The organism is Borrelia sp. RT5S (assembly GCF_021165755.1).
In the GTDB taxonomy this organism is placed as follows: domain Bacteria; phylum Spirochaetota; class Spirochaetia; order Borreliales; family Borreliaceae; genus Borrelia.
Genome location: NZ_CP088938.1, coordinates 1 through 21,771 on the forward strand (window position 1 = coordinate 1; position 21,771 = coordinate 21,771).

Annotated in this window: 24 protein-coding genes and 3 pseudogenes; 16 read left to right on the forward strand and 11 right to left on the reverse strand. The window is 35.9% G+C overall.

Translation table 11 applies throughout. From position 1 onward, the window contains the following. Positions 1-154: 154 nt before the first annotated feature. The 3 genes from LSO06_RS04615 to LSO06_RS04625 are packed head-to-tail and all read right to left on the reverse strand — an operon-like array spanning position 155 to position 1,482. Entirely contained in the window at positions 155-1,108 is a 954-nt protein-coding gene (locus tag LSO06_RS04615) for a variable large family protein (RefSeq protein ID WP_231760961.1), read from the reverse strand. Continuing rightward, positions 1,032-1,235: a hypothetical protein gene (locus tag LSO06_RS04620; RefSeq protein ID WP_231760963.1), complete on the reverse strand. Its 204-nt coding sequence runs from the start codon at positions 1,233-1,235 to the stop codon at positions 1,032-1,034. The genes LSO06_RS04615 and LSO06_RS04620 overlap by 77 nt, the downstream gene beginning before the upstream one ends. Before the next feature lie 55 nt (positions 1,236-1,290). Beyond that, complete coding sequence (locus LSO06_RS04625; protein WP_231760936.1) at positions 1,291-1,482, reverse strand: hypothetical protein; 192 nt, start codon at positions 1,480-1,482, stop codon at positions 1,291-1,293. On the opposite strand from LSO06_RS04625, the gene LSO06_RS05835 reads away from it, so the two are divergent. Then, entirely contained in the window at positions 1,424-1,762 is a 339-nt protein-coding gene (locus tag LSO06_RS05835; RefSeq protein WP_370639804.1) for a variable large family protein, read from the forward strand. The genes LSO06_RS04625 and LSO06_RS05835 overlap by 59 nt on opposite strands. Before the next feature lie 73 nt (positions 1,763-1,835). On the opposite strand, the gene LSO06_RS04635 is transcribed toward LSO06_RS05835, so the two are convergent. After that, a complete protein-coding gene (locus LSO06_RS04635; RefSeq protein ID WP_231760937.1) occupies positions 1,836-2,264 on the reverse strand; it encodes a hypothetical protein in 429 nt (142 codons plus the stop codon). On the opposite strand from LSO06_RS04635, the pseudogene LSO06_RS05845 reads away from it, so the two are divergent. From LSO06_RS05845 to LSO06_RS04655, 5 genes and pseudogenes are all read left to right on the forward strand, one after another. Then, positions 2,261-2,380: pseudogene (locus tag LSO06_RS05845) on the forward strand (variable large family protein); the annotation flags it as partial. The gene LSO06_RS04635 and the pseudogene LSO06_RS05845 overlap by 4 nt on opposite strands. Positions 2,381-2,479: 99 nt before the next feature. Continuing rightward, positions 2,480-2,602, forward strand: a pseudogene (locus LSO06_RS05850) (hypothetical protein); the annotation flags it as partial. A 2-nt stretch (positions 2,603-2,604) separates the two neighbouring features. Then, positions 2,605-2,739, forward strand: coding sequence for a variable large family protein (locus tag LSO06_RS05840; RefSeq protein WP_370639806.1), 135 nt, complete (start codon positions 2,605-2,607; stop codon positions 2,737-2,739). Then, a pseudogene (locus LSO06_RS05855) lies at positions 2,735-2,851 on the forward strand (variable large family protein); the annotation flags it as partial. The gene LSO06_RS05840 and the pseudogene LSO06_RS05855, both read left to right, overlap by 5 nt. Before the next feature lie 2,623 nt (positions 2,852-5,474). Continuing rightward, on the forward strand, positions 5,475-5,987 hold the full coding sequence (locus LSO06_RS04655) for a DbpA/DbpB family decorin-binding adhesin (RefSeq protein ID WP_231760939.1): 513 nt from the start codon (positions 5,475-5,477) through the stop codon (positions 5,985-5,987). Between the two features lie 351 nt (positions 5,988-6,338). Here LSO06_RS04655 and LSO06_RS04660 read toward each other — a convergent pair whose 3' ends face one another. Further along, complete coding sequence (locus LSO06_RS04660) at positions 6,339-6,776, reverse strand: hypothetical protein (protein WP_231760962.1); 438 nt, start codon at positions 6,774-6,776, stop codon at positions 6,339-6,341. Between the two features lie 129 nt (positions 6,777-6,905). Continuing rightward, on the reverse strand, positions 6,906-7,361 hold the full coding sequence (locus LSO06_RS04665; RefSeq protein WP_231760940.1) for a hypothetical protein: 456 nt from the start codon (positions 7,359-7,361) through the stop codon (positions 6,906-6,908). Positions 7,362-7,455: 94 nt separating this feature from the next. Between LSO06_RS04665 and LSO06_RS04670 the strand changes: the two genes are divergently transcribed. Continuing rightward, positions 7,456-8,145 (forward strand): ImmA/IrrE family metallo-endopeptidase, encoded by a 690-nt coding sequence (locus LSO06_RS04670; protein WP_231760941.1) that lies wholly within the window; start codon positions 7,456-7,458, stop codon positions 8,143-8,145. Between the two features lie 9 nt (positions 8,146-8,154). On the opposite strand, the gene LSO06_RS04675 is transcribed toward LSO06_RS04670, so the two are convergent. Further along, complete coding sequence (locus tag LSO06_RS04675) at positions 8,155-8,718, reverse strand: hypothetical protein (protein WP_231760942.1); 564 nt, start codon at positions 8,716-8,718, stop codon at positions 8,155-8,157. 241 nt (positions 8,719-8,959) lie between these two features. Here LSO06_RS04675 and LSO06_RS04680 point away from each other — a divergent pair, with 241 nt between their 5' ends. The 4 genes from LSO06_RS04680 (at position 8,960) to LSO06_RS04695 (ending at position 14,039) form a co-directional block, all read left to right on the forward strand. Further along, positions 8,960-10,057, forward strand: coding sequence for an ankyrin repeat domain-containing protein (locus tag LSO06_RS04680; RefSeq protein ID WP_231760943.1), 1,098 nt, complete (start codon positions 8,960-8,962; stop codon positions 10,055-10,057). Between the two features lie 200 nt (positions 10,058-10,257). Continuing rightward, positions 10,258-11,892, forward strand: coding sequence for a PTS transporter subunit EIIC (locus LSO06_RS04685; RefSeq protein WP_231760944.1), 1,635 nt, complete (start codon positions 10,258-10,260; stop codon positions 11,890-11,892). A gap of 162 nt (positions 11,893-12,054) precedes the next feature. Continuing rightward, the gene (locus LSO06_RS04690; RefSeq protein ID WP_231760945.1) at positions 12,055-13,686 is read left to right on the forward strand and encodes a PTS transporter subunit EIIC; all 1,632 of its coding nucleotides are present in this window, start codon (positions 12,055-12,057) and stop codon (positions 13,684-13,686) included. Positions 13,687-13,757: 71 nt separating this feature from the next. Beyond that, positions 13,758-14,039, forward strand: a complete 282-nt coding sequence (locus LSO06_RS04695) for an acylphosphatase (RefSeq protein WP_231760946.1) — start codon at positions 13,758-13,760, stop codon at positions 14,037-14,039. Here LSO06_RS04695 and LSO06_RS04700 read toward each other — a convergent pair. The 3 genes from LSO06_RS04700 to LSO06_RS04710 all read right to left on the reverse strand — a co-directional run bounded on the left by LSO06_RS04700 (position 14,023) and on the right by LSO06_RS04710 (position 16,509). Next, a complete protein-coding gene (locus LSO06_RS04700) occupies positions 14,023-14,460 on the reverse strand; it encodes a hypothetical protein (RefSeq protein WP_231760947.1) in 438 nt (145 codons plus the stop codon). The two genes, LSO06_RS04695 and LSO06_RS04700, sit on opposite strands and share 17 nt — an antisense overlap. A gap of 9 nt (positions 14,461-14,469) precedes the next feature. Beyond that, positions 14,470-15,825, reverse strand: a complete 1,356-nt coding sequence (locus tag LSO06_RS04705) for a protelomerase family protein (protein ID WP_231760948.1) — start codon at positions 15,823-15,825, stop codon at positions 14,470-14,472. Positions 15,826-15,954: 129 nt separating this feature from the next. Beyond that, positions 15,955-16,509 carry a hypothetical protein gene (locus LSO06_RS04710; RefSeq protein ID WP_231760949.1) on the reverse strand — a complete coding sequence of 185 codons (555 nt, stop codon included), beginning with the start codon at positions 16,507-16,509 and terminating at the stop codon, positions 15,955-15,957. A 204-nt stretch (positions 16,510-16,713) separates the two neighbouring features. On the opposite strand from LSO06_RS04710, the gene LSO06_RS04715 reads away from it, so the two are divergent. The 5 genes from LSO06_RS04715 (at position 16,714) to LSO06_RS04735 (ending at position 20,753) form a co-directional block, all read left to right on the forward strand. Further along, positions 16,714-17,751 (forward strand): hypothetical protein, encoded by a 1,038-nt coding sequence (locus LSO06_RS04715; RefSeq protein ID WP_231760950.1) that lies wholly within the window; start codon positions 16,714-16,716, stop codon positions 17,749-17,751. Positions 17,752-17,890: 139 nt separating this feature from the next. Next, a complete protein-coding gene (locus LSO06_RS04720; RefSeq protein WP_231760951.1) occupies positions 17,891-18,820 on the forward strand; it encodes a plasmid maintenance protein in 930 nt (309 codons plus the stop codon). Positions 18,821-18,839: 19 nt separating this feature from the next. Beyond that, on the forward strand, positions 18,840-19,406 hold the full coding sequence (locus LSO06_RS04725) for a DUF226 domain-containing protein (RefSeq protein ID WP_231760952.1): 567 nt from the start codon (positions 18,840-18,842) through the stop codon (positions 19,404-19,406). Next, a complete protein-coding gene (locus LSO06_RS04730) occupies positions 19,382-20,143 on the forward strand; it encodes a ParA family protein (protein ID WP_231760953.1) in 762 nt (253 codons plus the stop codon). Before LSO06_RS04725 ends, LSO06_RS04730 begins: the two co-directional genes overlap by 25 nt. A 52-nt stretch (positions 20,144-20,195) precedes the next feature. Further along, positions 20,196-20,753, forward strand: coding sequence for a chromosome replication/partitioning protein (locus LSO06_RS04735; RefSeq protein ID WP_231760954.1), 558 nt, complete (start codon positions 20,196-20,198; stop codon positions 20,751-20,753). A 445-nt stretch (positions 20,754-21,198) separates the two neighbouring features. On the opposite strand, the gene LSO06_RS04740 is transcribed toward LSO06_RS04735, so the two are convergent. Next, the gene (locus LSO06_RS04740; RefSeq protein ID WP_231760955.1) at positions 21,199-21,720 is read right to left on the reverse strand and encodes an oligopeptide permease-like protein; all 522 of its coding nucleotides are present in this window, start codon (positions 21,718-21,720) and stop codon (positions 21,199-21,201) included. Positions 21,721-21,771: the final 51 nt, after the last annotated feature.

Below are 21,771 nucleotides of genomic sequence, written 5' to 3' on the forward strand. Positions count from 1 at the left end.
CTGCTAGGGTTGTTGTTCCCGCTGCTGGCGTTCCAGGCGCTTCGTTGTCGGCCTTAGTGTCGCCTATGTCCTTATCGTCGGAAATAGCTGAGTAGTCAAAAGCCTACTTGGTTCTTTCTTTTGACTACTTCCTTTTTTACCTCGTTGTTCTACTCTACTGCTTCGCCTGGCCCTCTGCCTTAGCTGCTTCGTTAGCAGCAGCTGCTTTTGAAGAGGTCCCCCCTTTGTTAGCCCGTACGCCATCTGCAGCTTCTTTTACCTTCGCTAGAACCTTGGAGAGGGTTTTCTTCATTATGTCTTCGATGGCCCCAAGGAGTTTTGTAACAGCCGCTAGACCTGCTTGCTTAGCTATTGGCGCCTCATCTGCTTGTGCTAGCTTCAGCTGACCACCCTTAAGAAGTGATCTTAAAGCTATGCCCCCTGATACAGCACCTGCTAAGGAAGCCGCAGCTGCTGCGTTGTTATCGCTTATCCCCTTGGCAAAGGAAACGGCTGTTGTTGCTGCGGTAGCGTCGCCACCGTTTGCTACTTCAGCGTCACCTGCTTGGCTCTTAAGAATAGCAGCAAGTATTTCTTCTCCTGTTACTGATCCGACTATCGCTACTGCCTTAGCTGCGTCGCCCGCAGCACCCCCGTTGGCTGCTCCTTTAGCTAGAACCTTGGAGCCATCGTTGTTGCCAGCTGGTAGGGTTGTTGCACCTGCTGCCGGCATTTCGATCCCCTCTGCCTTAGCTGCTTCGCTTATCCCCTTTAAGGCTGATAGGAACTTGCCAATCTCTGCTGTTGGAATTCCAGGCGCTTCGTTGTCGGCCTTAGTGTCGCCTATGTCCTGCCCGTCGGAAATAGCTGTTGCCATTTCTTCTCCTGCTTTTTTTAGCGCCTCGATCGTCGCTGTTGCCTTGTCCAGGGACTTGGAGTCTCCTCCTGCTTTAGATATTTCTGCCTTTATCGCCTTCACCTGCTGCTGGGTCGCCTCGAGTTGCTCTGCTTGCTTCTTAAGCGTCTCCGCTACCTGTTGTCTCTTGGTCCCCCTAGTTGGGCTGCTCCCATTTAGTAGCCTTACTATTGCGTCGTATATTTTCTCCGCTGTTGTTCCTATCTGTGCCAGTAGCTTTTGTAGCTTCTCTGCTTCCTCCCTTAAGGCCGTTTCCTCTGCTGATGGCCCGCAGCTTATGTGCATTAGCACGAGCGCTAATGCTACCGCTGACCACCCTTTCCTCAGTGCTTTCATTCAAGCCTCCTTTACACTTTAGATCTGATGTAAGGAAGTATATCTCATTTTTACCCTTTTCAAAGGAAACGGCTTTTATTTTCAGCATTAAAGTGCTTGGGGCCACCGAAGACATAATGAAGAAAACCCTCTGCCTTAGCTGCTGGAATTCCAGCAGCAGAGATTGGCAAGTTCCTATCAGCCTTAAAGGGGATAAGCGATGACAACGCAGCAGATGCGGTTTCCTTAGCAGGTGCTGTATCAGGGGGCATAGCTTTAAGATCACTTCTTAAGGGTGGTCAGCTAAAGCCAGCAGCAGCAGGAGCAGGTGATGCGCCAATAGCTAAGCAAGCAGGTCTAGCGGCTGTTACAAAACTCCTTGGGGCCATCGAAGACATAATGAAGAAAACCCTCTCCAAGGTTCTAGCGAAGGTAAAAGAAGCTGCAGATGGCGTACGGGCTAACAAAGGGGGGACCTCTTCAAAAGCAGCTGCTGCTAACGAAGCAGCTAAGGCAGAGGGCCAGGCGAAGCAGCAGCTGCGGCTTCCTTAGCAGGTGCTGTATCAGGGGGCATAGCTTTAAGATCACTTCTTAAGGGTGGTCAGCTGAAGCTAGCAGCAGCAGGTCAAGCAGGTGCAACAACCCTACCAGACGGCAACAACGCTGACTCAGCAACAACAACCCTAGCAGCCAACAACGCAGGCTCCAAGGTCCTAGCTAAAGGAGCAGCCCACGGGGGTGGCAATGGCGACGCTACCGCAACAACAACAGCTATTTCCGACGATAAGGACATAGGCGACACTAAGGCCGACAACGAAGCGCCTGGAACGCCAGCAGCGGGAACAACAACCCTAGCAGCAGGCAATAGAGAAGGCTCCAAGGTTCTAGCTAAGCAACAAGACCACGGGGGTGTTGCGGGCGACGCAGCTCCTGGAATTCCAACAGCAGAGATTGGCAAGTTCCTATCAGCCTTAAAGGGGATAAGCGAAGCAGCTAAGGCAGAGGGGATCGAAATGCCGGCAGCGGGAACAACAGCCCTAGCAGCAGGCAACAACAGCCGTTTCCTTTGCCAAGGGGATAAACAATGGCGAAGCAGCTAATGCGGTTTCCTTAGCAGGTGCTGTATCAGGGGGCATAGCTTTAAGATCACTTCTTAAGGGTGGTCAGCTAAAGCTCGTGCTAGCACAAGCAGATGATGCGCCAATAGCTAAGCAACAAGCCCACGGGGGTGTTGCGGGCGACGCAGCTAAGGCAGTAGCGATAGTCGGATCAGTAACAGGAGAAGAAATACTTGCTGCTATTCTTAAGAGCCAAGCAAGTGACGCTGAAGTAGGCGGCAACGCCGCCAACGCAACAACGGGGGTGCTGCGGGCGACGCAGCTAAGGCAGTAGCGATAGTCGGATCAGTAACAGGAGAAGAAATACTTGCTGCTATTCTTAAGAGCCAAGCAGGTGACGCTGAAGTAGCAGCTGGCAACAACGCTAACGATGGCTCCAAGGTTCTAGCTAAAGGAGAAGCCCACGGCTGATGTGGCTTCCTTAGCAGGTGCTGTATCAGGGGGCATAGCTTTAAGATCACTTCTTAAGGGTGGTCAGCTGAAGCTACGAGCAGCACAAGCACGAGCAGATGATGCGCCAATAGCTAAGCAAGCAAGTGACCCAGAAGGACCAAACGGTGGCGCCGCTGACGCAGCAACAACAGCCGTTTCCTTTGCCAAGGGGATAAGCGATAACAACGCAGCTGCTATTTCCGACGGGCAGGACATAGGCGACACTAAGGCCGCCGACGACGCAGGCGCTGCTGGAATTCCAGCAGCGGCAGAGATTGGCAAGTTCCTATCGGCCTTAAAGGGGATAAGCGATAACGACGCAGCAGCTGCGGCTTCCTTAGCAGGTGCTGCATCAGGAGGCATAGCTTTAAGATCACTTCTTAAGGGTGGTCAGCTGAAGCTACGAGTAGCACAAGCAGGTGAGGCGCCAATAGCTAAGCAAGCAGGTCTAGCGGCTGTTACACCCAGCCGCCAACAGAGAAGGCTCCCAAGGTCCTATTACCCACCCGACTCGGGGAAGATAAGAAAACTACCTATCAATAAAGCGAATTAATATATCCTGTTGTATTAACTAAACCTAAAGGTTGTTATAAACATTTATCGACTCTGACATTGAACCAAATTCAACAAAAAATGGCACTCATCTAATGCAAAGGGCTAAACAATTTACTTACCCACCCGACTCGCAAATTTAAAAAATTCATATTCTCATTTATTTCACAAAACAAAGTGTTTATTTTTGATCTCATAAGTACCCCTGATAAGCGCTTCCTGTGGGTTTCTGAAAGCACAAAATCCTTAAAAGGTAATATTGTACGAAATACGAAAATCATTTACGCTTACACAAAGAATGTCGGGCGTTGTTTTATAAAAAACATAATGTTAAGTACTGATAATTTTTAAGATACCCAACTCATAATTGCCTTCTCTTACCATTGTTTTTCTTTTTCCACCTTTTCTTCTCATACCCTAGACTAACCCCCTACGGCCTCTTCTAGTTGTCCTTATAGTGGCATATCATCAGCCCCCAACAATATCTAAAGCAATAACAAGGCAAATATGAAGACATAGAAAGATAGTCGGATCAGTAACAGGAGAAGAAATACTTGCTGCTATTCTTAAAAAGACTAAATTTGCATTATCAGGAACCCAAACAGATAAGATTCATTCAAATTATTTAAACAGATCTAGCAGAACGGACTAGTCCCGCAAACAACCCAACCTGCACTTTCGGTGAAAAGCATAACGCACTTTTAGACATAATTAATTCCATGAAGAGATTACAACCTGATTTTGCATTAATGAATTCTGCACTGATTTTATTAGACGCCCAAAACGATTTTCTAGAGTCGGATACTCTTACCATACTACCATCAAAGATTGGCATTTTGAAAACTATACAAGCTTCCTAATAAACAATAACGACAAAGGCTGGCTTTCGCACTGCGCCCATAACTCATGGAGATTAAATTTTCCAAGCACTTTAATGCTGAAAATAAAAGCGGTTTCCCAGAAAGGATAGGACAAAAACTACCAGAGCTATAGCGGATTCTACACTGCCCATGACAAGAAAAAACAAACAGGCCTCTTCTCGGTCACTTTAAATCTAATTCGAATTGTCACTGGACTTCTGCGTCAAAGCAACAGCCATCAACGCCCCACAACCTGGGAGATTTCGATCACATCTAGTAACCGATGCCGTGAAGAGCTTCTCACCCTTCCTAGAAGTAACGATCCAAGAACTCAGAAACTTGGTAGCCTGACCTGCACTCCTCCCATGGACATCTTTGATTCTACTTGAGGCGATACTAATGGCGCAAACCCAACACTTAGAACACGATGACAACCCTGGGTAAACAGCGCAACCAACCCCTACTACCAACATCCCGCATCACATCCCCTAGCTCTGCGCTAAGCTTCCGCATGACTGTCCTTTTACTAAAACAAGATAATCACACAGAGGCTAACAATCACGCCAACTGAGATGTTCACTTTAATCTTGTATTTACTAATAAATACAAGATTAAAGTGAACATCTCAGTTGGCAAATATAAGGACTGAAAAAATTCCTCCATAGATGTGTGCAACTTAAAACAAGTCTCTTCACTCCATTAAAAGCACGCTACAAACACAGTGAAGCGAATATACAATTATTAACGTCATAAAAACCTACGGCGTTCACTGATCCAGCTCTAGCTCAGATTTTTTAAAGATCTAACTCAATTTTACTTGCAATGAATCTCATTCCTCATGAACACATTACATTTGGTATATTTAATGACCGAAACCAATCAATAAGGTCTTCAAAAAAAGAAATACCCTCATTATTTGCAAATCCGTATTTCGATACAAATCTTCAAACCTACATAAATTCATCTATCATTAAAGCCAAGTTTTCTTTGAAAAGGGAATTCCAGCAGCAGGAACAACAAAACAAAAATCAAGAATTTAAATGTAAAACATAAAATTTAATCACACTTTGTACTCTTTTTAATAATTAAATCCCCTATTCAGCATACTTTACTCGTAAAATTCTATTTGATTTAAAAGACTCAAAATTTTATAGATCACTCGATCAATATATTAATTATTGTTAGACTAAATATCTTCCCTTTTTGCACTTAAGTACATAAGACCTAAAAAATTTTCTTCCTGTAGTCAACTAATTAATGAGATATACTTGTCTATATAAAACGGAGATAAGGAGACAACATATGTCAAATGTGTTAAAGATAGTGATTCTTGTTTTACTGACCTCTTGTAGCATGCTTCCTAGTCACTTAAAAACAAAAGTGGACAATTCGTCTAGTGCTGCTAAGAATCAAATCGACGATATCGTAAAAAACTCTGGTTTTACTTTTGACAATCTACAAAAGGCAACGGGCACTAAGGGAGCCGGAGATGATAGGATACGAGAGGTAAAGCTGAGAGTTATTGAAGTCGGAGAGGAGTTTTTAGCTTTAATGAAAGACACTATTGAAGAGTTAGGGGAAAAAGGATCCGGGACACAGTTTGCGGAAATATACAGTGTAATCCTAGGAGTAGCGGAGTCTATGGAAAGAATTGGCATACAGAAAGCAGCTGACACAGTTAGAAAGGCTGTTGATGGAGGTGGGCCCGCTGATTCGTACGAGAAGATCGTGAGTGTTCACAGCGCATTTCTTGCCAAGCTGAATTCTGTTAAAGAGAAACAAAGACGTGCTGAGACCAAAAACTCCTCTGAATAAAATTTAATCCGTCGATAATAAATAAGCAGTACAGCAGTTGCTTGCTCTTAATCAAGAGCAAGCAACTGCTGTACTGCTTATTAGGTCCAACAGTGGATGAGCTTTTGCTAGTGGGGCTTACTTCATGCCATAGCAGCACATTGATTCACTTGCGATAGCTGACGCCTTTTGGCAACGATACGCTAAAGGTGAGGAAATTGAAACTCCCAGCCGGAATAGCTTTGAAATAGTTACCCTGGGCATTTAAACTTGGATATGCCTGGTGAAATGGGAAGAAATTTTTTTGTTAAGAGGAATTTAACATTACTCAAAGCTTTAAATCCAGGCATCTTAAACAATAAAAGTAAAATCTCAAGTGATTTTATTGTTCTGAAGCAGAATATCTTCCCTATCTGGTAACTCAGAAAACACAATAGTTTTAATGATGATTCCAGAGCTGTTTATGATAACAAATTTCCCAGCCTTAACGCACTCTAAATACGTCTTTAAAGAAATATTTCTGCCAACACTAAAGAAAGCCTGAATATATTTATCATCAATTCTCTTGTAACGTTCAAGCAAAAATGAAGCTACTATCTCTTCTCCAACTTTTAAGTACAAAGGCTCTTTATACCTCAAATTTAACTTACCAGAGATAGTAAAATAATGTCTTAAAGACACTTTGTTTTTGTCAAAAATAAATCTAATATACTTAGAGTCCTTACTTATTCCCTCAATATTGCCTAAATAAAGAGTCGAACAGGAAAACATAAAACTCACAAAAATATACCAACCACCAAATTTTCCCATCAACCAAACGAATAAACATAACACTACCCGACTCATTGAGCTAATTAGACATTCCAACATAGTAAAATTACCAACTACTTTTAAGATGCTACAATGGAAAAACACGAACCTTAAAATAAACATAACCTCTTATAAAAGACCACTCTTAAGCGCATATAAAAGAGTATCTCTAGTGCTCTTAAAATCGACATCAATGAACCTGGAATCATATTCAAAAGTCTCCCTAGTCCACACTTGATAAGAATTACTGTTTAGAACAAAAGATAATTTTTTGTGTGGTTTGAGTGCCCTTAAAATAAGATCAGCATTCTTCCTATCAACATTAATATATAAGAACTTAAAATTTCTAATACTAACAACCTTAGAAATGCAAACATCTCCAATGTAATTATCATCCTGAACTAATTTCAAATAACTGTTACTTAAGTTCGAGCTTGAATCCAAGACAACATTTAAAAATACAGAAAAATTATTGCTAACTTTATCTTTTCTGATATATATCTGGCTGTCTGGATAAAAATAAAGAAAATAATTAGCCCTTTCAATCTTGTCAAATTTTTTGTCAAAGACTTCATTAACGTTCAAAGTCCTGCAAGAAAAAAAACAAAGAAAACAAAGAAAACTATACCTCATACTCAAATTATATTATAAAATATGAAGGGGAGAGTGTTTACGTCCAATGAATTTCAATAAGTCTAGTTCCTACATTAAAACCCCCTATACTTACTCCTCCTATATAATCTCGAAATATTCTATATTGCTCATCCCTGTACCAATAATAAAAATTACAACAGGGGAGGGCCTTAAGGTATTTGAAATAGAGTTTGAGGACAAATATAAAAATTTTTCCGCTTATATTAAACCAAATAAAAGGGCTATATATGTAAACGAATCAATGCCTCTTGTTAATAAAAGATTTGAAATCGCAAAGCAACTCGGCCATTACCTAATGCACAAATACAAAATCCTCAGTTCATCAAAGGTAACAAATAAGTCCACAGTACAAGAAAACATCATGACAATGGAAGCTAATATATTTGCAACAAACTTATTAATCCCAACTACTACCTTAAAGTTAAAGGTCCCTCAATATAAATCAATAAGATCCCCACAGCAAATAATGGCTAAAGAATTTCAGGTATCTGAAAACGTAATGCACTTCAAGTTAAGTATGCTTCAAGATATTCATAAATTCGAAAAAGAGATAAAAAACGGAAGGATATTTAAAGCTAATCAAACGAATAAAGAAAAAAATAAAGAATGCCTGCTACAAATAGACAAACTAAAAGAATCAATAGCAACCGACCTAGAAAAAAAAGAAACGAGCCGAAAGGAAGCTATGAAGAAAATATTTGAAGATCTAGAATAGAGAGTACTCTTAAGAAAACCGTTCAACTATACCCTCCATTACACGATTTGAAACAATTAAAGCACTCCTATCCTGAATGATCATATCTAGAAAAGCTTTCTTAATAACAATCCAAGTCCCGCCCTCAACGCATACCTTATGAGTAGGAAATCTTATTCTTAAAGGAAACTTTTCCTTAACATTAAATTTCTTTAAATATTTAATCATTTCAGATTTGAAAGGAGAACCTTGAACTGTACTGTATGCCAAGACAACCTTATACAACTTTTTATTATAAAAATAAAGATCTTTAATATAATCGATATTTCCCCTATAACTAGATTCTGAAATATACACTGGATCATCATCTTCCCTTTTTAAAATCTCAAAGTCACACCCATAATGCCCTCTTAATTTTTCATAATTTTTCATATCAAAATTTGAAATCTTAAGCTCAGGATACACCATCAAGTCTTTTAAAGCCAACAAGTCTAAATCCCTCCCCCCAGCAGGCTTGTCCAACGAGACCGTAGTACAACTTAAAAAGGATAAAAATATGACAAACACACAAATGAAACCTAAAAACACTCTCATAGGGGTACTCAATTATAACTTTTTATAAAAGTAAAGTAAATAAAAATCTATTTTGATATAATGTAGAAAGATTAACTATAAAGGAATTCAAATGAGCTACCATACACTGCACACGATTTTTATATACCTTGGATATGTCATAATAGGGGTTACATCTTTTACTATCTTTAATAAAAATTTAAGAACTAAAGTCAAAAGAAAGTTTAAAAGGTTTAGTTTTATGTATTACTTAACCCTATTTATGCTCTTCATACTAAGCTCAAATCTATCCTATTACTTCTCAGAGAAACAATTGTTAGAAGACTTTAAAGATTTTAAGAAAGATTTCTTTGAAATACATAAAATAAACGAAACATTCCTAGCTACATATCTTTTAAGCTTTAAGGAACCAATCAAAATGGAATTAATGTCACAGGTTAAGCCAATATATACGATATTTAATGCTACTTTTGAAAAGTACTCAGAAAATACAAACAGAGCTTCAACCGAGATTGCTACCTCCTATAACAACTATGCTAAAGCAATGAATACAGAGATTAAAGACAGAATAGCAGACTTAGAGGAAGAAATTCTTCCGATGTACAACAAATATAAATTGCCTATCCTAGATGGCAAGATATCAGACATAAGCGTTGACAAGGACGGAAACATCATACCCGTAATTAGAGATTTAGAGGGACAAATAACAGATATACTATATTATGACAGAAGCTATAATTTAATTCCATTTAAAAAGTATCAAGAACACGAAGTTAAATTCGACCTCATTAAAGAAAACAATAATTATTTTAAAGAGGTACTCGACATTTACTACCTTGATTTAAATACTATCAAGGCTCCTATTACTTACTATAAAGACAACATTGATACTATTCCTTACTACATAGATTTGAAAGAAAATAAAGATAATTTCTTAAAAAGCATAAAAATTAAGGATGAATATAAACAATATACTGAAAGAAAACATAGGCTACAAGAATTAGTAAGGAATGATAATTTGGATGGCTTTAAAACTTTTCTAACCCAAAATCAAAATAATTTCTCATTAAATACAATATTCTCTAACGGGACGCCTGTATTTACCTACGCAGTAACCTCAAAATCAAAAAACATAATAGATTATGTAATACTGCAAGATTTCGACATCAACCTAGCGGATTCAGAATCTAGGACTGTTCTTCATAATGCTGTAGGTAGCGAATATGGAATAGATTTTATTAAGTCTCTTATAGAAAAAGGTGTAGATCCTAATACAAGAGATTCTGGTAAAAAACTCCCCTCAGACTACGCCCCTAAGGACAGCGATTTATACCAATACTTAAAAAGTATTGGAGGATAAATAGCACTTAATTTTGTAAATTATAAGGGAAAATATCTAAGCATTTTAATTAAAATCATTAATGATATCTTTATAAAAGTCCTCATTAATGTTATACTTAACCTAAGTAATAATTAAACGTTTTAAATATCCATTTTACATTGATAAAATGTTCGGTCTAGAATGGGTTTACCTTAAGAGCGATCAAAGGAGAATTTATTATGGCTACTTCGAATAAGTTTGCTGTTTTGCAAAAAATTGGTAAAGCCTTCATGCTTCCCATTGCAATTATGCCAGCTGCTGGGCTTTTGCTAGGGATTGGTGGTGCTTTTACTAATGAAACAATGATTCAGGCTTATGGGCTTGGAAACACTCTGGGAGAGGGCACCATTTTAAATATTATTTTATCGGTAATGAGAGACACTGGTGGTGTTGTATTTGAAAATCTACCTTTAATCTTCTCATTAGGAATTGCAATTGGGCTTGCTAATGTAGAAAAGGGAGCTGCGGGTCTAGCTGGGGGGATTGGATTCCTAGTCATGCACAAATCTATCAGTAGTACTCTTGCTATACAGGGAATCACTGCTGCTACAGCTAATCCTGAATATTTAATAAAAACAGGTTTAACAGAAGCACAAGCTGTTGCTAAAGCATTTGAATACACACATGTACTTGGAATGCATACTCTTCAGATAGGAGTACTTGGGGGTATGGTTTCCGGATTTATTGCTGCTTATCTTCACAATAAGTACTATGATATTAAACTTCCTCAATTCTTAGCATTCTTTGGAGGAACAAGATTCGTTCCTATAATTACAACTGCAATAATGCTAGTTGTTGGTATATTGTTAATATTCATTTGGCCTCCTATCCAAGGTGTGATTGCTATGCTCGGTGGAGCTGTAGAAAAGTCTGGGTATTTCGGTTCATTTCTATTTGGAGCAATTGAGAGAGCGTTAGTTCCAACTGGTCTGCATCACATATTCTACATGCCATTCTGGCAAACACCTCTTGGTGGGACAATGGAAATTAACGGAGAACTCGTGTCGGGGGCACAAAAAATATTCTTCGCACAACTTGCCGATCCTAATTTTTCAGGACACTTTGAAGTAACTAAGGGAACAAGATTTTGGGTTGGTAAATGGCCAGGACATGCATTTGGACTACCTGGAGCTGCTCTTGCTATGTGGTGGGTAGCAAAACCTGAGAGAAAAAAAGAAATGGCAGCCTTTCTTGGTTCCGTTGCATTCACATCATTCCTAACAGGAATAACAGAACCTGTTGAATTTACATTCCTATTCGCAGCTCCCATCCTGTTTTTCGGATTTAATGTTTTCATGTACGGAATGGGATTCGTATTCATGCATCTACTAAATGTTGGTGTTGGGGTGACATTCGCAGACGGCTTTATTGATTATTTCCTTTATGGAATACTTCAAGGAAATGAACGAACAAGTTGGATAAACATAATATATGTTGGAATACCTTACTTCTTCATATACTTCTTTGTCTTTAAGTGGGCCATAGTCAAATTTGACTTTAAAACCCCAGGAAGAGAGGATGACGGAGTTACTGCTACAAAAACAAGCTCAAAAGAGATACTTGAAAACCTAAGAGAGATTGCAACAAAAACTATTGAGGGTCTTGGTGGCAGTGCTAATATTAAATACCACAGTGCATGTATTACAAAGTTCAGAGTTGAAGTTTATGATATGAATCTTGTTAAAGATAATGCCTTCTTTAAAGAACTTGGTGCTAAAGGGGTTGTTAGACAAAATGAAGGATTACAAATCATATTTGGTGTCGTATCAGACAATGTTAATACAGAAGTAGAAAAAATTATTAAAGGATTATAATTCTAGCAGTGTCAATTTTACTAAATTGGCATTGCTTATTTGTAAGCAATTTTTTAAATTTGTTTACAATATTAACAAATATTGTTAATATTAACTAGTTTATATAATTAACAATATTAATTATATAAACTTTAGTAACAACTGATAAGAGGGGGAAATGTTATGTCAACATCGTCAGGATCTATTTTCACAACATTACAAAAAGTTGGAAAAGCTTTCATGCTACCAATAGCTCTTCTGCCGGCAGCTGGAATTTTGTTAGGAATTGGTGGTGCTTTCACCAATGACACAATGATTCAGGCTTATGGACTTGAAGGAATACTTGGACATGGAACTGTAACAAGTTCAATATTACATTTAATGAAATATACGGGAGAAGTAATTTTTGCTAACTTGCCTTTAATGTTTGCAGCAGCAATTCCAATAGGACTTGCCAAGGTTGAGAAGGGAACAGCTGCACTTGCTGGGGTTGTGGGATTCCTAGTTATGCATCAAACAATAAATGGAGTCCTATTTATTCAAGGAATCACTCCTTCAACTGTAAGTGTAGCAGCACTTCAAGCTCTTGGAATGCCAGAAGTAGAAGCTATTTCTAAAAGCCAAGAATACACACATGTACTTGGTATCTTTTCTCTTCAAATGAGCGTAATGGGAGGAATGGTAGCAGGATTTATTGCAGTATTCCTACATAACAGGTTCTACAATATCCAATTACCCGCATTCCTAGCGTTCTTTGGAGGATCAAGATTTGTTCCGATTATAACCACAGCAGTAATGTTTGTGGCAGGAACAATTTTGACATTCACTTGGCCATTTATACAAGGAATCATGTCTTCATTCGGAGGGGTTGTAGAAAAATCTGGGCTCTTTGGCTCATTCGCATATGGGGCTATAAAGAGATCATTGATTCCATTTGGACTTCACCACATATTCTATATGCCATTCTGGCAAACATCTGTTGGTGGGACCCTAGAAATTAATGGAGAACTCGTATCAGGAGCACAAAATATATTCTTTAAACAACTTGCCGATCCTAATACTACTCACTTTGAGGTTGCCAGAGGTACAAGATTCTTCAGTGGTGAATTCATAGTAATGATTTTTGGACTACCTGGTGCTGCTCTTGCTATGTATCATACAGCAAGAAATGAGAATAAGAAGAGTGTAGCTTCACTATTATTATCTGCTAGCTTTACATCAATGTTAACAGGAATAACAGAGCCTATTGAATTTGCATTCCTATTCGCAGCTCCTGCTCTTTATTACTTTGTCTACGTTCCCTTATTCGGACTGTCCCATCTGCTGGCACACCTTTTCAATATTGGGGTTGGACTAACATTCTCTGGAGGATTTATTGATATGTTCCTCTTTGGAATACTTCAAGGAAACAGCAAAACAACCTGGATAATGATTCCTGTCCTTGGTACATTCTACTTCATAGGATTCTACTTCCTCTTTAAGTTTGTAATTCTAAGATTTAATCTTAAAACTCCAGGAAGAGAGGATGCGGACGAGGATGTTGCTAAGGTAAGTAGCTCCCAAAAAACGGGACTAGCAGACACAGCTAGGAAGGTACTAGAAGGCCTTGGGGGTAAGAGCAACATTACATACATTGACGCTTGTGCTTCAAGATTAAGAGTAAATGTAAATAAAATAGAATTAGTGCAACCTAATGCTTATTTTAAAGCTCTTGGAGCGAGTGGAATGTTGAAAAAAGGTAATGCTATTCAAATTATATTTGGAGGCCTATCTGACAACATAAGAATGGAAATAGATAAAATCACGCAAAATTAGAGAGTAAATTACAATTAGAAGGAGAGCTACTTAAAGGCTCTTCTTCTAATCCTTTAAAGGAAAGATAAGGTATGTGTAAATATCAATATTTTTTCTCTGGGAAAGTACAGGGAGTAGGTTTTAGGTTTTTTGCAGAACAAATTGCAGTTAAAATGGGAATAAAAGGATTTGTAAAAAATTTAGAAGATGGCAGAGTAGAATTAGTAGCCTTTTTTGACAACAAAACACAAATAGGACCCTTTGAGGAGAGCCTTAAGAAAGGCAACGGCTATTTAAAAATTGAAAGAATGGAAAAAAAAGCCCTGAATGACGATTATCCGTTCTCTTTCAAAAATTTCAGGACCTACTACTAATCTTTCGTTTAATAAATACCCTTTTACCGTCCGTAGATAAATCTCCCACTTTACCTGCCGTAATTGATTTTTCTACCTCTGTTTTTAAAAATCGCTCCGCTCTAGATTTTAAAAACTCTAAAGATTTTTTATCTTTACAAAAGATATTCAAATTTCCATCGGAAAACTTAATATCAAGACCGTAATTAGTTCCTGTCTTTAAAAAACTACACGAGATAAATTTACCATTCGTTTCACCTCTAGTGAAAAGAAAAAAATACCTTTTCCCTCTCTTGGCTTCCTCAAAACAAACCTTAAGCCACTTCCGATCCGGCTCGGGCTCAATTGAAGTTAACCTATCATAAAGATGAGAAACATAAACTCTCTTGCCCTCTCCAGCACTTAAAGCTTTATTAAAAAAATAAAAAAATCCCGTATTCATACCCAAACACTATCTTCGTATCTTGTACCCAAATATCGCAGCCAAGTATTCACCAAGCTTCGCATAGTTATAATTGTATCCATATTTTTGCTTAAAAACTCTCCTAATTTTAACATTAAGACCCCGAAGCATCTCCAACTCCTCTAAATTATCGCTCATCATAATGTCCTTAATGACGTGTAGGGTTTTAATATAATTATCATCCTTAGTGGAGCTCTTATTTATAAGCAAATCAAGATCCTGCATAGTAAGGAGCGAATATGTGGTCTTGCGTCTAATATATGTGCGTATACGCCTCTTAATAAGTCTTAAAAGATTAATATCAACAGCGTCATCCAAATTTTCCAATACATAACGATTATAATGAAAAGCTGTTACTATATCATCATGTTCATGCCCTAAAACCGTAGTTATCCATAAATTTAACTCCATATTCTTTGGTGCGAACGCAAGATAGGAAAACCTGCTATAAAGTCTCCTGCAAAAATAAACTGATTCTTCCGGTTCAAATACATCCTTAAAAATTTTGCGGAACATTCTGTTGTAAGAATAAGTAAGATTGGCTGATATTACTTCCTTTGAAAGTCTCTCCGTCCTCTCCATATATCTTATCTCTTCTATTGCTTCAATAATCAATCCGGGATCAGCAAATGTGGGGAAAGCAACTTCGTGCACTAAATTACTTTCCTTCTTCTTTGCAATGTTTTTCATTAAAATATGCTGCTGATCCACTGCATGAAATTGAGATACCTTCATTATCTCAACCGGTCGTCTTCCTGTTGCCATTAGTACACCATAAAACTTTAACCTAATATCTCTTTTCTGTGTCAACAAGACATTAACAAGCTGGATATATGTAGCCAGACTTATCTTAACCGGTACCAGCTCCTTCCTATAACTATTAATTTTCGAAATTCTGTAGTGGTGTGCATAATTATTTAACCACTCTGGACTTTTAAATAAGACTAGAAAATCATGAAAGTAGACCTTTTGATTTGAAATATTGTGAGCAGCCATTAGCTCCTCTACCGCTCCCAAATCCTTAATATTAATGCTAGCCAGTTTCTTGACTTCTGTAGGAGTCCAGAAAAACAAAACTCTACTCCGCTTTCTGATCTCTTCAATCACTGCAAGATTAATATATTCCTTTATTATCTTTCTAATCTTGGACAGATTTAATATTATTGAGAGATTAGTAAATCTATCCTTTCTGACAAAAACATTTAGGTACTCTTCTGCAAGTTCTTCTAGTCTTTTAACCAAACTAGTATATGAAATCTCATTCCCGAGGTACTGTCTATATATCTCCTCTAACTTCTCCCTAAAAGTACCTAGTATTACCTTTACATTAACTTTCAAAGCCATACTATCCACATTATACAAGGTATACATGCGCATTATCTGTTCTAGCTACTAATCTGTAAAAAAAGTATAAACCTTGTGTTTATAAACCCATTTAATAAATATTAAATATTACCCAATCTTGTTAATTTTTTACTCCTGCATATATTTCTCTATCGCCTTAAAGACATAATAATACAGAACAATATAGGCCTCTTTCATAGCATAATACTCAGGATCCCCCACGAAATACATAAGTTCACTTGTGCTTGAATTAATATCATTATTATAATTCCTAGCTTCAAATTCACGATTAATTGCTCTTACCTGATCTAAACTAAAGGCATGGGAAGTCGTTATTACAGCATCTCCCATATCAAAAACATTTCCAGTATTTTGATTGCTTTTAAGAATTTTTTCAACCTTAAACTCAAATGAATCAGAATTAACATTTACAAAACTCAATTTAAACCCTAAGTTAAAAAGAATCCCGAACTTATAATCTAGTAAACTTGCTATTTTCGAGCACAATGTGAGCTGCATACTAACACTGCCTTCTCTCTTGTCTAATACAAAATAATAAGAGTAACCATTAATATCCTTTACAGAATCAAAATAATTTTTAACATGAACACGGGTTTTAAACTTATTACCACCTATATGTTCATAGCCTGAAATTTCTAAACCTACTGCATCCTCTAAGGACATAACAAAACCTGATGCTCCGTCAAAATTACAGGAACAAAATACAAAAACCAAGATTAAATATAAAAATTTATTACAACTTTCTTTCAAAAAACCCCAATACAAAATCTCATCCTGAAAATAATACCTAATTTAAAACAAAAAACAATTTAGAATCTATATCACATTATAATAAAATAATATAAAATATACACAAGGAATGTAACTATGAAGTTATGTAAATATGGTTTGATATTTGTCTTAGTTCTGGGATGCAATTCCTTCCCAAATGAAAATTTCAATTTCCATAACACGAGTTATATATCAGGCAATATAAACAATCAAGAAGATTCAGTAATAGGTAGAAACTATGAAGATAAACTCTCCCTGTTGGGTGCTTATAACCCATTAACAGAAGAAGAAAAGTTTAAAATGGTAATACATATTCAAAAGAAAGGATTAAAACTAGATACCAGCACTAACCCCAAAGAATTTCTAATAAATAAAAGAAAATTCGACTATCAGAAATACGATTCAAAAATAACAGCCGAGTCGACGTTTAGCAAAAGCAAGTTAATAATCAACCCAATCAATTCAAGAGAATTATTAACTAAAATTCATGATACAAGCCAAGGGAATTACATTGACGTAAATTTTAGGGATAGTTTTAAACTAGAACATACAGTTAAAATAGAAAAAAGATACATTGCAAATTTCTTAAAAGATTTTGACAAAGAAAAAGAGATTTCAAAAAGTTTCTTCGAAAAACGAATAGAACAAAAAAAAAAAGAAATCGAACAAACACAGCTTAAAGAAGAATATGATGAATTTAACAGACAATATGTCTATAGCATGGAAATTCCTCGTTTTTTTGCCAATCCAAACAGTCCTGAGGGAGACTACAAAGTATTCATCATCTCCAACTATTATCCAGATGAAGACCTAAATATATTATTTTTAAACATAACCTTGTATTCTAATCAATGGTATTTATTTCACTCTATATACAACAGCGACAATAAAAATCTAAAAATAAAAAATATAGAAAGAACTGGTGAAGAAAATAATGAAACAAAGGAAACACTGAATATTATCTTAACTCCGCAAGAAATACTTCACATGTCAAGAGATATTGATAATAATTACATACTTAAACTTAAAGCCTACGGAGAAAAAAAAGACTTTGTATTTGAAATTTATAAGCCCCTCCTCCTAACTTTTCTAAAAGAAATTAACAAGTCAATTAGAACACTTCAAAAAGTATAAACACGTTTTTAAATTTAAGATTTAGTACATAGTATTTGTATTTTTATAAATTCAAATGAGGACTTTACTTTTTACTAGCATTTAACTAGAATGTTAGTGTTCTTTTAAAGATAAAAATGTCGAACGATAGGAGTTTGAAATGAGACAAGAAAAGATCAGTAGGGATCCATTTAATAAAGTAGTAGATAGAAGATTAAAGGTGTTTTGGGTAATCCAGAGGTTACGCTGCAATTATTTTCAAAATAACAGAAGGTACTCCTTAGGAAATGTTGTTTCAATGGTGAATTCAATCTTGGAAAGGAAAGGATTTAAAAGGGTAACAAAAAGGACCATACAAAACGATATTAAAAGTTTTGAAAGACTAGGTCTCCTGAAAACAAATTTTAATCCACTTGGGAAAAATAATGGAAGTTTTACTCATTACATAATCAATGAGACCCTTGAAAAGGTAGCCAGCAAGGTAATAAGCAAAGCTTACTTCAGCGAAAGGAAAAGCAGGAAAGATCTAGAAATAAGCAAGGCTGTAAAAAAAGAACAACTAAGAGAAAAGACACAAAAATTCAAAAATTCACATCAGAGTTTTTCACATCTTTTAAGTAATAAACAAGTTAAAAACAATATAAATAAGAATTCTGGGATAAAGACTATGAAAGACAAAGGAAAAGCACTAGAAAAGTCTATCTTATACAAATTTAAAGATTTTATGAGAGAAGATCTGGTTGAATTAAGGGAAATTGTGCAAACGGACGTAAGCTACAAGAACACATTATGGAATCTAAAAGATTATATGGAAGAGCTAATAGAATATAAAGAAAGGGATGCATTAACTTTCTTTAAGAATAAACTTAAAGAGAAAAAAAATAAAGTGTGGTTTATGTCGAAGAAGCATACAAAGACAGATTTTAACCTGATAATAGGAGAGTTTAAAGACAGAAATAAGACAAAGAAACAGGAGATGTATTCTACTTGTATTAAAAGAGTTACCCCGATAATGAACTATATAGACAGTCCAAATGATATTAAAAGAGTAGCTGAATTAATACCAAGTATGAACATTAGGAGTCTTTAATTAGAAGAAGAGCATGAAAATGGAAAAAGCGATATATGAGCTTAAGGCAAAATTAAGAGCACGAAAGGCAGAAATAGAGGATAAAAATAATAAATTTTTTAAAAAAATAGAAGAGAAAAATAGCAGAACAATGTATCACACAAAAATTTACAGTGTGATAAGTAACTTTGAGGCAAAACCAAACAAAGGTAAATTTTGGATTTGTTTCAGAAATGTTTTTAACCCCGATCAGTATGAAAGTTTACATATATTTAAGGTAAGAGATGGAGACAAGTTTAAGGGAATTTATTACGGGTTTACAAGGTTTCCAAAACCATTTATTATAAATTACGAGGAAAATGAAGAGAAGAAAACTGTTAGAATAGCCAAGGGATTTTATATCGAATTTAGGTTTAAAAAGGGAAGTGTTTTTTGTTATTTAAGAAGTCTATATACATTTTTAAAAGTAGAAAATAAGCAAAAAATTTTCTACGATTCCTTGTTGAGTAGAATATTAGAGTTGGAAAAAGAAGTTTATCAGTTCTATGGAAAAGAATATGATAAGGACAAGGGAATATTGCAATGGATAGAAAGAAACCAAAAATAATAACTATAGCGTCAATTAAGGGTGGTGTTGGAAAAAGTACGACGGCTTTATTTTTTAGTAATATCCTTTCAAGTAAAGGTTATAAAGTCTTATTAATTGATTTAGATCCACAGGCGAGTAGTACGAGTTTTTATATTAATTTTATAAGAAGTAAAAATATAGATATCAGAAAGTGTAACATATACAGGGTATTAAAAAAAGAAATGGACATTAAAAATGTGGTTATAAGTATAAGTGATAATATTGATTTCATAGCAAGTCATTTGACTTTAAGTCAGTTTAACGAGGAAAGTATATCTTTGAAGGAAAATCTACTTAAAATATTTTTAAGCTATGTGCAGGCTAGCTATGATTTTATTATTATGGATACAGCGCCTACCTTAGGAAGTTTGCTCAATAATAGCTTAATAATTACAGATTATCTAATTATACCCTTACCAACTGACCAGTGGGCGATTGAAAGTTTGGATTTAATGACTAACAGGTTAAGGGATATATTTAGAAGTGAATTACCTACGTTTTATTTAATAACTAATTTGGTAGAACGACAAAACATAGACAAAGAATTAAGGGAGTTTATTGAAAATGAATATAAGGAAAGGTTTTTGGGAAGTGTACCTAAGAGAGATAATTTAAGAAAGACTATCTTTTATAGGGATGACTTTAATCCAAATGAGGATTATTATAAAGCTTATGAAGAAATATTGGGAAAATTTTTAAGCAAGATGGACAAGTAGTCCCAAATGGAACTACTTGTCCCAAACGGAACTACTTCAAAAGAGGAATGCAATGAATAAGAGCAAAAAGATAGAGATAGTTAGAAGGGTTGATTTAGAAGCTTGCGAAGTAGAGAAAAAAAATGAAACACGAGAGGCAAGATACATAACATTAAAAGAAAAACTTAAAGTCTTAATCAAGGAAGAGTCTTACAATAAAATAGAAACAGCTAGAATATTGAAGGAAATTAATGAAAGTAAGTATTATGCCCTTGACGGGTATAAAAGTTTTGCGGGTTTTATAAGGGACTATAGGATAGCTAAAACTTCTGTATATAGGTATATTAAGCTGGTGGTAGGAATTGATAGTGGTAAGATTGACTATGATTTAATCTTAAGCAGAGGAGTTGATTATGCGATTAAGGTACTGGATGATGGCAACAAGGGTAGTAAGAATGACAGCAATTCTTTAAGGTCTTTAAGGCTTCAATTCGATGACGAAGAGTGTTTTCATGTCTATAAGTCTGACACAAAATTTGTTGGGTTTTTGCTTAAGGAAATTTATAAAGAAGAGAAAGAATTTTTTTATAAAATGAAAAATAAGTACAATGAATTAAAACAGGTTAAATAGAGCTGTGTTTTAGATAATCGCGTTTCGTTTTATAAAAAATTTGGAGTGGTTGCAGATACCCTTATGGATAGTTACAATTTAATAGAAGAATTAATAGAAGAAAAACGAATAAAAGGCTTTACAAAAAAATAAAATAGTTTATAATTATTGTATAGACTGAGATTTAAGGTCTCACTCTTATTGTTTGATTAGAATAATATGTAGGCTGCCTAGGGTGGCCTTTGTCATTTTATCCAATTTATCGGTTTGAGAGTTTTTCTTCAAGAACGTCCTTGTAAAGTCTTTAGTGTAAGCCTACTGATTCGAGTGACCTTTATTTATTAAATCCGTTTTCTCAAAATGAATCCTGAACAGAGAAGAAGGCATGCATTGTAGCACGCATTCTTCTCTGTTCTAGTTCGTTAATAATGTAACAGGAAAATTAAAAGTAAGTAGAAATCAAGGCCTACTTACTTTTAGTCCTTATGTTTTGAGAGTATTTTTTTTCAGTCTCGTTAATCATAGACAGAAAATCTATAATTTTAGACTTTTTGATCTGAACTTCTTCTAATCCAATTTGGATTTTTGCATATTCCTTATTGTAAACATGTTCTTCCTCTCCTAATATCTTCTCTAAGGCAAGTTTACTAAGACTAAAAGAGGAATAATTAATCCAGCTCCCAGCAAAAATATTACTGCTATGCTCATGCCTTGTCTTACCTTCAATCTTAGTCCCATCCGGCAACTTCAGAGGCGACTGTTTCACCACGCTATGATTTCTGAAATTAGTGTGCAGAAAAATTTTTGTTATCTTGTTTTTGTAGTCAAAAACACCCTTCAGATCACAGTTTTTGTTTAAATTCTGATATACTCTCAGCTTGCTATTAAATTCATCATGTTCTGACTTTAAGGAAGAACACGATGCAACTAATAGCACCAAAAATATTTTAGATACACTCACTATCTTTGGGTCTTTTAAAAAACACACATTCTCTCTCCTTTTATATGCTGTATTTAGAATATAGTATATTGTTTATAA